Source organism: Desulforudis sp. DRI-14 (genome assembly GCF_052618305.1).
Window position 1 is genome coordinate 1 of record NZ_JBQXEZ010000021.1, and the last position, 12,574, is coordinate 12,574.

Sequence of the window (12,574 nt, forward strand, 5' to 3'; positions counted from 1 at the left end):
AGGAGATCGGGGATCTCCTTGTAAACCAAGGCTTTAGAGATAGTTTAACGGATAGGGCGCTGAGCACTGCTTACACATTTGAATCATTTCGTTAAAAGCTGTAGGATGGATATGGGTTAGAGGTGTTTACCGGAGCAGAATTAGGATTGACCCTAAGTCCCAATGCCCAATGCCCAATACCCAATGCCAAGTCGACGAAGGAGGCTGTTGATTGGCCGAAGAAAGGGTGGAAAGCCGCGTAGCCATTGACGACCCCATGACCGCGGCCGCGATTTTCGGGCGTTATGACGAGAACCTTAAAGCCCTTGAAGAGGGTGTCGGGGTCAAGATCGTGCAGCGCGGCGGACAACTGGTTATTATGGGGACGGCGGAACAGGTTGAGGAAGCGCAGGTCGTCATCGAAAAGCTCCAGTCCTTCTTCGCCGAACGCAAAAGCCTGTCCCTGCAGGATGTCCACTACGTCATACGCAGCGTGCACAAGGGGGAAAAGGATGAGTTGGGCGACCTGGCCAGGGAAGTGATCATCACTACGCCCCGGGGCAAAAAAATCCGCCCCAAGACCCTGGGACAGCAGTGTTACGTTAAGGCCATGCGCGAAAACGACGTGGTGTTCGCCGTCGGCCCGGCAGGAACCGGCAAGACCTACCTGGCCGTGGTCATGGCGGTAAGCGCCCTGCGTAATAAACAGATCAACCGCATCATCCTGACCCGCCCGGCGGTGGAGGCAGGCGAGAAGCTGGGTTTCCTCCCGGGTGACTTGCAGGAGAAGGTCGACCCCTACCTGCGTCCACTTTACGACAGCTTGTATGATATACTGGGGTTGGAGAACACGCAACGGTACCTCGACCGCCATATTATCGAGATCGCGCCGTTGGCGTACATGCGGGGCCGGACGCTGGAAGACGCCTTCATCATCCTGGATGAGGCGCAGAACACCACGCCGGAACAGATGAAGATGTTTCTCACCCGTTTGGGCTTCGGCTCCAAGGCCGTGATCACGGGTGACGTGACCCAGGTTGACCTGCCCAAGGGACAGGCTTCCGGGCTTGTTGAGGCTCTACGCATCCTTAAAGGCGTGGCCGGCATCGGTTTCTCCTATTTCACCGGCGCCGACACCATCCGCCACCCGTTGGTCGTAGAGATCGTCAAGGCTTACGAGCGGGCGGGTGATACGAAAGAGGAGTGACTAGTTGTTGGGTCTGCGTGCCCTGGTAGCGACAACCGGACAGGGACTCAAGCAATCGCTCACCGATCCCAAGACCCGCCAGGTTGGCGCGGTCCTTGCTTTTTTCTTGTGCCTGACCTTCCTCGTTTCCGTCAACTTCTTCGATACCCAGCCGCGACTATCCAAGAACCAGGTGGCCCCCCGGGACATCTGGGCCCCTTACGCCATCAGCTTCGAAGACCCCGTGAAGACCAACGAAGAGCGCGAGCGTGCCCGCGCCCAGGTTAAAAAGCAGTACGACGTCGACCCCCAGGTCAGCGTCGCCATCCAGAACGACATCAGCAACCTTACGGCCAAGATCAGGGCCATCCAGGACGACAAGGACCTGCAGCAGCAGGCCAAGATCGAGCGGATCAAAGCGATTGTGCCCGTCGCCCTGCCGGCCGACGTGCTGGCGGGCCTGGCCTCCGGCACATCCCAGGCTACCGCCGAGATGACCAAGGAGGTCAACAGCCGGATCGCCAGGCTGATGGACGCCAGCGAGCAGGGGGTCAGCCAGGACGAACTCCCCCAGGCCAGACGCGACCTGATTTCACAACTGCAGGAAGCCGGCCTGTCCCGTCCGTACGAGCTTTTGGCCAGGGGCCTGGTCAACGAATTCTTGCGCCCCAACGCCTTCTATAATGCCGAACTCACCAGGGAAATGCAGGATGCCGCGGCGGAGAAGGTCCAGCCGGTGATCGTCAGTATTCGCAAGGACGAGAAAATCATCGGCAAGGGCGAGATCATCACCGAAGAACACGCCCTCAAGCTCGAAAAGCTCGGCCTGCTCAAGAAGGAGTTCCCCCTCAAGAGGCTTTTCGGGGCGGCTTTTTTAGTCGCCATTCTGATGGCGGTGGTCGGTTTCTATATCCACCGGCACGACAAGAACTTCTCCCGCCGCTTCAACAACTTCTATCTGCTGGGGATTGTCGTCCTGACAGTGCTGTTGATCGGCAAGGTGCTGGTGGCGATCAAGGTTTCCCAGTGGCCCGAGTTCGGGGAATTGATGGGCTATACCATCCCCCTGGGCGCGGCCGGCATGCTGCTGGCCATCCTCCTTGAATCAAACCTGGCCATCCTGGTGGTGGCCGCGATGAGCCTCCTCACCGGGGCAATGACCGGCGGGGGCTTCAACTTCGCGGTCGTCGGGCTTGTCGGCGGTATCGCCGGGGTGTACAGCGTCTCCAAGCTGAGCCAGAGAACCGACCTGGTCCGGGCGGGCTTTTACGTCGGCGGGATCTCGGCGCTCGTCATCTTCGCCATCGAAATGATGCTGGGGGACGCGTCGTGGGGGTTGGTGATCACTTCGAGCCTGGTGCTGGGGCTCGCCAACGGCCTGCTCTGTTCCGTCCTGGCCAACGGGGCCCTGCCCTTCCTGGAAAGCACCTTCGACATCAGTTCGGCCTTCAAGCTCCTGGAACTGGCGAACCCTGGCCAGCCCTTGCTGAGGCGCCTGCTCATCGAGGCTCCGGGGACTTACCACCACAGCATCATCGTCGGCAACCTTGCCGAGGCGGCGGCCGAGGCGGTCGGGGGTGACTCGCTGCTCGTCCGCGTGGGGGCTTATTACCACGACGTCGGCAAGATCAGAAGGCCTTATTTCTTTATCGAAAACCAGGTTGGATCGGAGAACCCCCACGACAAAATCACCCCGTCGCTGTCGACCCTGATCGTGACCTCGCACGTCAAGGACGGGGTAGAGTTCGCTAGGGAGCACAGGCTGCCCCAGGCCGTCATCGACATCATCGAGCAGCACCACGGGACAAGCTTGATCAACTTCTTCTACCACAAGGCCCGGAAGCAGGACGAAAAGGACCTGGTCAAGGAGGAGGACTACCGCTACGAGGGACCCAAACCCCAGACGCGCGAGGCCGCCATCGTCATGCTGGCCGACGCTGTCGAGGCCGCCGTCAGGTCGCTTGAGCGCCCTTCCCCCGGCCAGCTCGAAGGGCTTGTTCGCAAACTGATTAAAGAAAAACTGGCCGATGGGCAGTTCGACGAGTGCGACCTGAACTTCCGCGATCTGGACATTATCGGCAGCGCTTTTACGAGGGTTCTCGGGGGTATTTTCCACAACCGTATTGAGTATCCTGACCCTAAAGAAATTGAAAGGAGACGTGCCCGGAGTGCTCGTCGAAATCAATAACCTGCAGGACGGCGTTGAAGTCGGAGAAGCCCTGGCAAGCCTAGCCGCCCGGGTGGTGGAAGAAACGCTGAGGTCGGAAGACCCGGTGTTCGAGGGCAAGCCCGAAGTCAGCGTCGCTTTCGTCGACGACGCTTACATTCGGGACCTCAACCGCGCGTACCGCGGTATCGACAAGAGCACCGACGTCCTCGCTTTCCCGATGCGCGAAGAGGTGCCCGGTGAGGATGGGGACGAGCCCTCGGTCCTGCTGGGCGACGTGGTGGTTTCCCTGCCTACGGCCGTCCACCAGGCCGCCGAATACGGGGTCGGCCTGGAGTTTGAGGTCGCCCGGCTGCTGGTGCACGGTACTTTGCACCTCTTGGGCTACGACCATGTCAAGGATGAGGACGCCGAAGCGATGCGGGGGCGGGAAGAGGCCATCCTGCGGAGACTGGGCTGCGAGGTGAACGGATGAGTAACGAGGAGCTGGTCAAGGCGGCTTTACAGGCGAGGACCGGGTCCTACGCGCCCTATTCCGGCTTTCGCGTGGGAGCGGCCCTGCTTACGCCCGGCGGCCGGGTGTTTACCGGCTGCAACGTGGAGAACGCTTCCTACGGCCTGACCATGTGCGCCGAAAGGGTGGCCGTCGGCAAGGCGGTGAGCGAGGGGGAGCGGGAGTTTGTCGCCATCGCCGTGGCCGGGAACGGCCGGGAAAAGTGCTTGCCCTGCGGGGCCTGCCGGCAGGTCCTAGCCGAGTTCGCCCCGGACATGGCCGTTATCGCCGTGAACGAGTACGGGGATTACAGCGTCACGCGGCTGAATGAGCTGTTGCCGCAGAGTTTTTGCCTACCAAGTGGGAAGTGAGAAGTGAGATGTGGGAAGTGAGAAGTGAGATGTGGGAAGTGAGAAGTGAGATGTGGGATGTGGGATGTGGGATGTGAGACGTCAGGGCAAAATAAAATATAAGAGTATACTTTGTACCGTGTTGCGAAAGCGAGTGGGGTTCCAGTGACAGAAGGTTTCCGGTCCGGTTTTGTGACTATCATCGGCCGGCCCAACGTGGGTAAGTCCACCCTCCTCAACGCCATCATGGGGCGGAAGGTGGCCATCATCTCTCCGAAGCCGCAGACCACGCGGCACCGCATCCGCTCCGTCCTCACCCGTGACGACGCCCAGATTATTTTTGTCGACACGCCGGGCATCCACAAGCCGCGGCACCGGCTGGGAGAGTATATGGTCGACGCCGCCCTGCAGACTTTAAAGGATGTCGACTTGATTCTTTTCGTCACCGAGGTGGACAAGGACTCCGGGTCCGGCGACGGGTTCATCATCAAGCAGCTGGAAGGCCTAAAGACGCCGGTTTTCCTGGTTCTCAACAAGATCGACAAGATCCCCCGGCTTAAGATTCTCCCCGTCATCGACCGGATGAAAGAAAAGTTCCCCTTCGCCGAGATCTTCCCGGTATCGGCGGCGAGGGGCGAGAACTTGGACCGGCTGGTCGACACCGTTGTCAAATACCTTCCCGAGGGGCTGCGCTACTACCCCGACGACACCGTTACCGACCAGCCCGAACAGGTAATAATGGCCGAACTCGTGCGCGAAAAGATCCTTCACCTTACGAGCCAGGAGATCCCCCACAGCGTGGCCGTGGTGATCGAGGACGTGCAGCCCCGGCCCAAGAACGTAACCCTGGTCCGGGCCACCATCTACGTGGAGCGCGATTCCCAAAAAGCGATCCTCATCGGGGAGGGCGGGCAGATGTTGAAGCGCATAGGAGAGGATGCCCGTAAGGAAATCGAGGGCCTGGTGGGGATGAAGGTCTTCCTCGAACTCTGGGTAAAGGTCAAGGAAAACTGGCGCGACGATGAAAGGTACCTGCAAGAGTATTTAGCGCCAAGGCGCTAAGTCGTGCTCAATCCTGACGGATTGAGCCTAAATTTACCTCCAATAGCGAACAGCGGACAGCCTTAGCAATGTGTGTCGCCTGAGAGGTAACGGAATGTGTTCTACGGTACGGCTGCGAATCTTAAGAAATATTACTTGATTTGGGGAAGGATTTGAGAAAGGAATAGAGTAATACCATATTATTCCAAATTGTTGCGCAGCGCACCGGTCCTGGTGCCGGGCTGTGAGGAATGAATCCGACCATTTTGTTCCGTGACCGGGAACAGCCTCGCCCGGTGGTTATCCGGGTACCGTATTTGCCGGGCCGTGCGGCCACGGCTTGACCGAAGGAGTCTTCGGCACGAACGCATCCGCGGTCACGGCTTTTTGGAGGAAACCTCTTGGTGTGCTGCGCCTTTCTTTTTAGCAGATACTTAATGATACTGACTGGCTGATGACATTTGTCTGTGGTACCATAATCTCACAACACCCTGGCAAGAGGGGGGCATTTTGTGGAGAAAATACTGGAACAGATACTGACGGAACTTAAGGAGTTGCGCCAGGGCCAGGAAGAGTTGCGCCAGGGCCAGGAAGCACAGAACCAGCGCCTTGACCGTCTGGAACAGGGACAAGTCCGGCTTGAACAAGCGCAAGCCCGCTTGGAGAAGGGCCAGCAACTCCTGGAGAAGGGGCAACAACGCCTGGAGAAAGGCCAGGAGGAAATCCGTAAGGAACTCCATTACGTTTGGGAGGACATTCGGAGGATAGACAAGCGTTTGTCCGCCCAGGAAGAAGAACTTGGTAAGCTTAAACGTTTAAAGTAATTGCTTTGAACGTTATCACTAAGCTGACTTTTGGCGCCGTTAGAATAACCTTGCGAAGGCGATGTAAGTGCCGAAAATTGACCTGAAAAAAGAACTTAAGGATCTGTACAATGCTCCCGTCCAACGGCCGGCGCTGGTCGACGTGCCGGAAAAGAACTTTCTGATGATCGACGGCATGGGCGATCCGAACACTTCACAAGAGTTCAAAGACGCCATAGAGGCGCTGTACAGCCTGTCCTATACCCTTAAATTTATGGTCAAGAAAGAAAACCCCGAAAACGATTACGTGGTGATGCCCCTTGAGGGGCTCTGGCGGGCCGACGATATGTCGGGTTTTTACTGGGAAACAAGGACTTCTGGCAATGGACCCTGATGATTATGCAGCCGAAGGTGATCACGCCGGAATTTTTCCATAGGGCGCTTAAAGACGTCACAAATAAGAAAGACCTTCCCGCCCTTCCCAAAGTACGGTTTACTTCCTACCACGAAGGCCTCTCGGCGCAGATTATGCATATAGGCCCCTATTCCGAGGAAGGCCCGACCATCCAAAAACTGCACGCTTTTATTAAGGAGAACGGTTACACGTGTGCGGGCCGGCACCACGAAATCTATCTTAGCGACCCTCGTAGAACTGCCCCGTCCAAGCTGAAGACCGTCATCAGGCAGCCAGTCCATGCTCAATCCGCTAGGATTGAGCCGTAGTTAGCAGTTAGCAGTTTTGGAGGTGACGGGTTGGAGGCCAAGACGGCGCTTGCGAATTTACGGCAAATTCCGGGAGTCGGAAAATCTATGGCCCGGGACCTTTACGACCTGGGTTTTCGCGCGGTCGAGGAATTGAGGGGCCGGGACCCGGAGGAAATGTATCGCCGGTTGTGTAAACTCAGAGGCCAAAAAATCGACAGGTGCGTGCTTTACCTCTTTCGCTGCGCGCTGTATTACGCGCACACGATAAACATATTCCCGAGCTTCTCAAATGGTGGAACTGGAAGGACGAAAGAACGGGGCGCTGATGCAAACGAATCAGCGCCCCGATTTTTTACCTTGGCTCGGTGCTTGTTTTGGAACGGCTGCCGCGGAGCAGGAGCCGTAAGAGCACAGTGTCAAGTCCGTTAAATCGGCAAAATGCCAGGAAAAGTAAGATTGATGAGCTCTTACGGAGAGAATGCTAAGTATGCATGAGGATTCGTCTCTGGCAAAGGGAGGGATCGCGATGAGGAAAATCTCCGACGGGTTACTGCTTGGTGTGCTGGCGGGGCTTGGAGGCAGTATCGTAAAGCTGTCCATCGGCTATTTTGCCAAAAAGTTGGGATGGGCCGAAATCGACGGTCCGCAGAGGGCGGCGGGCATGCTTGTTCCACCGCACAAAATCGCTGATCCCAGGGGGAAATTTGTAGGATGGCTTGCGGACGGCATTATCGGAGCAATGCTGGGTGTCGTAACCGTATATGCGCTATCTGTTTCCGGAAAAGACAAAGCGGTCTTCAAAGGTGCATTGGCCGGGCAGGTAATGTGGACTGCTTTGTACGGGGTGCTCGCGACCATGGGGGCCACCAAGGTCAAACCCGTTTCTCCAAAGACGGTATTGAGCGAATTTATCGGCCACACGGCTTATGGCGCTGTCACGGCGGCCTTGGTTACCAATCTCGGCGACGAAGGGCTTTTCACAGGGGAGATCCCCATCAGCGCCGGTTCAATCAAGCAGGCTCAACAGGCGCAAGTTCGGGAAACGCTGCAACAAGCCTTATCCCGCGTGAATCAGCCGGATGTGGCGTATGTACATTAAAAATCCCGCACCATCCAACAGCCAACAGCTGACAGCAAACAGCAGTGCCGCAGGCACTACTAGTTTCCATCTGTATCCGCGCACTGTTGTCCTTTCACCTTAACGTCCTTGAACATCTCGGAGAGGGCGCCGAGGCTGGCCAGCGCGGTCGTCGCTTCGTAAGGAACAAACACCTTGCTGGCCTTACCCTCCGCAATCTTTTCCAAAGCCTCAAAAGACTTCAGCGCCAGCACCTTGTCGTCGATGCCGGCTTCTTTCATTGCGCCCAGTACCTTGGTGACGGCTTCAGCCTGGGCGGCGGCCACGGCCCTGATCTTGAAAGCCTCGGCTTCGGCCACCTTCTGGATGGCCTGGGCCTCGCCCTCAGCCTTGCGGATGGCGGCTTCCTTCTCGCCGGCGGCCCTGGTTTCAACGGCTTCGCGGTCACCCTGGGCCTGGAGGACCTTTTCGCGGCGTTCCCGCTCGGCGGCCATCTGGCGTTCCATCTGTCTTTGAATGTCAGGCGGCGGAGACACGTCGGCCAGGTTGACGCGGTCGATGCGGATACCCCAGTGTTTGGTCTCGTTGTCAAGGACGTCACGCAGGCTGACGTTGATCTTGTCCCTGCTGGTCAGGGTCTCGTCCAGGTTCAGGTCGCCGATGATGTTACGGAGGTTCGTCTGCGCCGAGAGCCTCACGCCAAGCTGGTAGTTCTCCACGCCGTAGACCGCCTTCTCGGGCTCCAGCACGGTGTAGTACACCACCGAATCCACCTGGATGATGGTGTTGTCCTTGGTGATGACTTCCTGCTTGGGGATCTCCAGGATTTGCTGCTTGAGGCTGACCTTCGCACGTACCGTTTCGATCAGCGGGATAATAATGTGCAGGCCCGCTCCGATGGTGCGGGAGAAGACGCCCAGCCTTTCGACTACCAGCACCGTCTGCTGGTGCACGAGCCGCACGCCTAATACCAGAAAGACAACGACGACGATAAACAGCAGGGTGGCCAGTGTTCCCATAATGTCACTCCTTTAATGCAGGCGGGAAACGCGCAGGCGCGGACCCACCACTTCCTCCACCTTGATACTCGCCCCGGTTTCGATGACCTCCCCGGAACCTACGGCCGTCCAGATGTCCCCCTCGATCTCCACCTTGCCCTTGCCTTCGACCGGGTCGATGGTTTCGATGACCTTGCCCGTTTTTCCCACCATAACCTCCTGAGGCGCAACGTTTTTCAGTTTCGTTTGAGTGATCAGTTTCAGGGCGGGTTTTCTGGCGGCAAAGGTCAGAAACAGAGAGACGACGGCGAAAAAGATCAACTGGGCGGGCCAGGATACCCCCAGCTTGGCGAGGGCGGCTGCAGCCAGGGCCGTAACACCGAAGAAGAGCAGGACCATGGTCAGGGTCAGCATCTCCACCACAAGCAGCGAGGCGCCGAGAATGAGCCAGATGACCCATGGCTCCATGTTCATACCGCCACGGCTCCTTTCCAAACACCCGGAATGTGCCCTTGACAGTATTTCAATAACGGCCGCGGTATTTCCTGCGGAATGTTAACCCTGATCACAGAGTTATTACCGCGGATCCAAATTAGTCCGGAAAAACAAAAAAACCGGAAGGCGACTTCCTCCCGGTGCCGGGTTCCCTTAACTTCTCCGGTATTCGGTACTTACGATCGTACTGTTCCTAATGCAGGATTTTATTGTCGGCGGGGGCGTTTACAACCGCCTCCGATGTAACAGCAGGGCTGTATCCCGGCGTTTCCGGCCGGGCCGCGTCGGGGTATTCCAGCCGGCCGTAGTAGGCCCGGCGCAGAATATCCTCAAGTTCTTTGACCAGGGGCATGCGCGGGTTGGTGACCGTGGTCTGGTCCTCGAAGGCCCGCTCGGCCATCTCGGGAACGCGCGCCAGGAATGTGTGCTCGTCGACGCCCAGGGCGGCTATCGTTTCGGGCAGCCCCAGCTCCCGCATCAGATTCCGCACGGCCTGGATCAGGCTGCTGACTCCCTCTTGCGGAGACGCCGCAGACAGTCCCAACGCCCGGGCGATATCCTGGTAGCGCTGCGCCGCCTGGTAAAACTCGTACTTGGGCCAGGCCGTGATTTTGGCCGGCCGCGAGGCGTTATAGGCGATCACGTAAGGCATTAGCACGGCGTTCGCCCGGCCGTGCGGGATGTCGAACTCCCCGCCCAGCTTGTGGCTCAGGCTGTGGTTTACGCCCAGAAAGGCATTGGTGAAGGCCATCCCGGCGATGGTTGCGGCGTTGTGCATCTTTTCCCGCGCGACAAGGTCCTGGGGGTTCCCGGCCGCCCGCGGCAGGTACTCGAAGACGAGTTGGACGGCCTTGACGGCCAGGGCGTCTGTGTAGTCCGAAGCCATTACCGAGACGTAAGCTTCGAGGGCGTGGGCCAGGACGTCCATGCCGGTGTCCACCGTCAGGCCGGGGGGCTGCCCGAGGGCGAGCTCGGGGTCGATGATGGCCACGTCGGGAGTCAGCTCGTAGTCTGCCAGCGGATACTTGATGTCCGAGCCCCGGTCGGTAATCACCGCAAAGGCGGTCACCTCCGACCCGCTGCCGCTTGTCGTCGGCACGGCGACGAGGCGGGTTTTGCGCGCTGCGCGGGGGTACTTGTAGGTGCGCTTGCGGATGTCCAGGAATTTAAGGCGTAGAAATTCAAACTCCACCTCGGGGTGTTCGTAGAAAAGCCACATCCCCTTGGCGGCGTCGATGACCGAACCTCCGCCGACGGCGATAATGGTGTCGGGGGCGAAGCGCTTGAGCAGCTCGCAGCCTTTCTTGACGGTCGCCAGCGACGGGTTGGGCTCGACCTCGTCGAAGATCTCGATGTTCACCCTGTTGGCGCGTTCCTCCAGCCGCTGGACGACCCTCTCCACGTAGCCGAGCCTGCGTAGGACGGCGTCGGTGACGATGACCACCCGCTCGACGTCGGGCATCTTGGCCAAGTAGCGCAGTGCGCCCCGCTCGAAAAAGATCTTGGGCGGGACCTTGAACCATTGCATGTTCACCCGGCGGCGGGCGACCCGCTTGATGTTGATGAGGTTGAGGACGCTGACGTTGGCGGTGGTCGAATTGTTGCCCACGTACCCGCAGCCCAGGGTCAGCGAGGGGGTGAGGGCGTTGTAAAGGTCGCCGATGGCCCCGTGGGTGGCGGGTGAGTTGACGATCACCCTCCCCACGCGCAGGCGGCTGGCGAAGGCCGTAATCACCTGCTCGTCTTCGCTGTGGATGACCGCCGAGTGTCCCAGCCCGCCGAAATTAATTATCTCCACCGACCTCTCGATGCCCTGGCGGTAGTCGTCGACAATATAGAAGGCCAGAATAGGGCTCAGCTTCTCTCTCGACAGGGGCGCGTCGGGACCCACTGTCGCCTGCGGGGCGACGAGGATTTTCGTCCCGGGCGGGACGCCGATGCCGGCCATTTCCGCGATGGCCGCGGCGCTTTTGCCCACGATGTCGGCGTTGAGGGATGTGGTGTGGTCTTTGGTGGCCAGCCTTTCCAGGCGCTCGATGTCCTGGGGCTGGAGAAAGACGCAGCCCAGCTCCTGCATCAGTTCGACGACCTGCGCGGCCACGTCGCGGTCGACGATCAAAGCCTGTTCCGAGGCGCAGATCATCCCGTGGTCGAAAGTCTTGCTCATGATCAGGTCGGTCACGGCCCGGCGCAGGTTGGCCGAGCGCTCGATGTAGCAGGGAACGTTGCCCGGCCCCACCCCGAGGGCCGGTTTGCCGGCGCTGTAAGCCGCCATCACCATCTGCATTCCGCCCGTCGCCAGGATTAGGGACGTCCCCGGGTGGTGCAGGAGATACTTGACGCCTTCCACGGTCGGCGTCTCAAGCCACTGGATGCAGGCTGCCGGCGCCCCGGCTTTAACGGCGGCGTCGCGGATCACGCGGGCAGCGGCGGCGCTGCAACGCTGGGCGGCGGGGTGGAAGCTGAAGATGATAGGGTTCCTGGTCTTCAGGGCGATTAAGGATTTGAAGAGCGCCGTCGAGGTTGGGTTGGTAACGGGTGTCAGGGCGGCGATAACCCCTGCCGGCTCGGCGATCTCAATGTACCCGTCGTCGAGGTCTTCCTTAATCTTGCCTACCGTCTTCTTGCTTTTAATGTCGTGATAAACGTATTCCGTAGCGAAGATGTTTTTGATGACCTTATCTTCGTAAATGCCCCGTCCGGTTTCTTCCACAGCCATTCCGGCCAGCTCCATGTGCTGTTCCAGCCCGGCGAGAGCGGCCAGACGCACGATGTTGTCGATCTGTTCCTGGTTGAAATCGAGGTACTCCAGGTATGCCTCACCGGCCCGGGCTACCAGTTCGTCAATGGCACGCGCGTGTTCCTGGGTAAAAGTCTCCTTTGGCAATGGATTTCCTCCTTTGGCACAACCTCCGCGTCCTACGTCCTATGTCTTATGTCCTAAGTCCTAAGTCCTAAGTCCTAAGTCCTAAGTCCAACGTCCTACATCCTACATCCTACGTCTTACGTCCTACGTCCATTATTATGTCCCAGAGGTTTTATCTCAACGACTCTTCAAAAGTATGCTTGTACGTTACAGATCTTACAATTTTCTTAAAGAGGTATTGCCAAATAATTACGAGCATGTTACTATAAACTAGATCTGAGAAAAGAACGCCGTAAAGTGCCTCGGACCTCCCTCTCTCCCAAAAGGCCGAGGCCCTTTTTTAATTTTTTAATTAGGAAAAAGGCTCCGAAAGAAAAAGGCTCCGACCCGAAAACCGGGCGGGGCCTTTTTAT

At 58.4% G+C, this 12,574-nt stretch carries 13 protein-coding genes; 10 read left to right on the forward strand and 3 right to left on the reverse strand.

Annotated elements, in window-relative coordinates:
* Positions 1-256 precede the first annotated feature (256 nt).
* The 10 genes from ACUM6F_RS10385 (at position 257) to ACUM6F_RS10430 (ending at position 7,823) form a co-directional block, all read left to right on the forward strand.
* Positions 257-1,186, forward strand: a complete 930-nt coding sequence (locus ACUM6F_RS10385) for a PhoH family protein (RefSeq protein WP_425622218.1) — start codon at positions 257-259, stop codon at positions 1,184-1,186.
* Positions 1,187-1,190: 4 nt separating this feature from the next.
* Complete coding sequence (locus ACUM6F_RS10390) at positions 1,191-3,353, forward strand: HD family phosphohydrolase (RefSeq protein ID WP_445349183.1); 2,163 nt, start codon at positions 1,191-1,193, stop codon at positions 3,351-3,353.
* Entirely contained in the window at positions 3,334-3,807 is a 474-nt protein-coding gene (gene ybeY / locus ACUM6F_RS10395) for an rRNA maturation RNase YbeY (protein WP_445349184.1), read from the forward strand. Before ACUM6F_RS10390 ends, ybeY begins: the two co-directional genes overlap by 20 nt.
* The gene (gene cdd / locus ACUM6F_RS10400; protein ID WP_445349185.1) at positions 3,804-4,196 is read left to right on the forward strand and encodes a cytidine deaminase; all 393 of its coding nucleotides are present in this window, start codon (positions 3,804-3,806) and stop codon (positions 4,194-4,196) included. The genes ybeY and cdd overlap by 4 nt, the downstream gene beginning before the upstream one ends.
* 144 nt (positions 4,197-4,340) lie before the next feature.
* A complete protein-coding gene (gene era / locus ACUM6F_RS10405) occupies positions 4,341-5,237 on the forward strand; it encodes a GTPase Era (RefSeq protein WP_445349186.1) in 897 nt (298 codons plus the stop codon).
* 491 nt (positions 5,238-5,728) lie between these two features.
* Positions 5,729-6,040, forward strand: a complete 312-nt coding sequence (locus ACUM6F_RS10410) for an exodeoxyribonuclease VII small subunit (protein ID WP_425620971.1) — start codon at positions 5,729-5,731, stop codon at positions 6,038-6,040.
* A 67-nt stretch (positions 6,041-6,107) separates the two neighbouring features.
* The gene (locus ACUM6F_RS10415) at positions 6,108-6,413 is read left to right on the forward strand and encodes a hypothetical protein (RefSeq protein WP_445349187.1); all 306 of its coding nucleotides are present in this window, start codon (positions 6,108-6,110) and stop codon (positions 6,411-6,413) included.
* 5 nt (positions 6,414-6,418) lie between these two features.
* A complete protein-coding gene (locus tag ACUM6F_RS10420) occupies positions 6,419-6,742 on the forward strand; it encodes a GyrI-like domain-containing protein (RefSeq protein ID WP_445349213.1) in 324 nt (107 codons plus the stop codon).
* A 30-nt stretch (positions 6,743-6,772) separates the two neighbouring features.
* A complete protein-coding gene (locus tag ACUM6F_RS10425) occupies positions 6,773-7,153 on the forward strand; it encodes a helix-hairpin-helix domain-containing protein (RefSeq protein WP_445349188.1) in 381 nt (126 codons plus the stop codon).
* A gap of 97 nt (positions 7,154-7,250) precedes the next feature.
* Positions 7,251-7,823: a hypothetical protein gene (locus ACUM6F_RS10430; protein WP_425620973.1), complete on the forward strand. Its 573-nt coding sequence runs from the start codon at positions 7,251-7,253 to the stop codon at positions 7,821-7,823.
* A gap of 59 nt (positions 7,824-7,882) precedes the next feature.
* Here ACUM6F_RS10430 and ACUM6F_RS10435 read toward each other — a convergent pair whose 3' ends face one another.
* From ACUM6F_RS10435 to adhE, 3 genes are all read right to left on the reverse strand, one after another.
* Complete coding sequence (locus ACUM6F_RS10435; protein ID WP_425620974.1) at positions 7,883-8,821, reverse strand: SPFH domain-containing protein; 939 nt, start codon at positions 8,819-8,821, stop codon at positions 7,883-7,885.
* Between the two features lie 12 nt (positions 8,822-8,833).
* Positions 8,834-9,274: an NfeD family protein gene (locus ACUM6F_RS10440; protein ID WP_445349189.1), complete on the reverse strand. Its 441-nt coding sequence runs from the start codon at positions 9,272-9,274 to the stop codon at positions 8,834-8,836.
* A gap of 214 nt (positions 9,275-9,488) precedes the next feature.
* Complete coding sequence (adhE, locus tag ACUM6F_RS10445; RefSeq protein WP_445349190.1) at positions 9,489-12,182, reverse strand: bifunctional acetaldehyde-CoA/alcohol dehydrogenase; 2,694 nt, start codon at positions 12,180-12,182, stop codon at positions 9,489-9,491.
* Positions 12,183-12,574 lie beyond the last annotated feature (392 nt).

Bases quoted from the DNA above. Each gene is read 5' to 3' on its own strand.
- cdd (WP_445349185.1), top strand. From the start codon at position 3,804: ATGAGTAACGAGGAGCTGGTCAAGGCGGCTTTACAGGCGAGGACCGGG.
- ACUM6F_RS10385 (WP_425622218.1), top strand. From the start codon at position 257: ATGACCGCGGCCGCGATTTTCGGGCGTTATGACGAGAACCTTAAAGCC.
- ACUM6F_RS10420 (WP_445349213.1), top strand. From the start codon at position 6,419: ATGCAGCCGAAGGTGATCACGCCGGAATTTTTCCATAGGGCGCTTAAA.
- ACUM6F_RS10430 (WP_425620973.1), top strand. From the start codon at position 7,251: ATGAGGAAAATCTCCGACGGGTTACTGCTTGGTGTGCTGGCGGGGCTT.
- ACUM6F_RS10440 (WP_445349189.1), bottom strand. From the start codon at position 9,274: ATGAACATGGAGCCATGGGTCATCTGGCTCATTCTCGGCGCCTCGCTG.
- ACUM6F_RS10435 (WP_425620974.1), bottom strand. From the start codon at position 8,821: ATGGGAACACTGGCCACCCTGCTGTTTATCGTCGTCGTTGTCTTTCTG.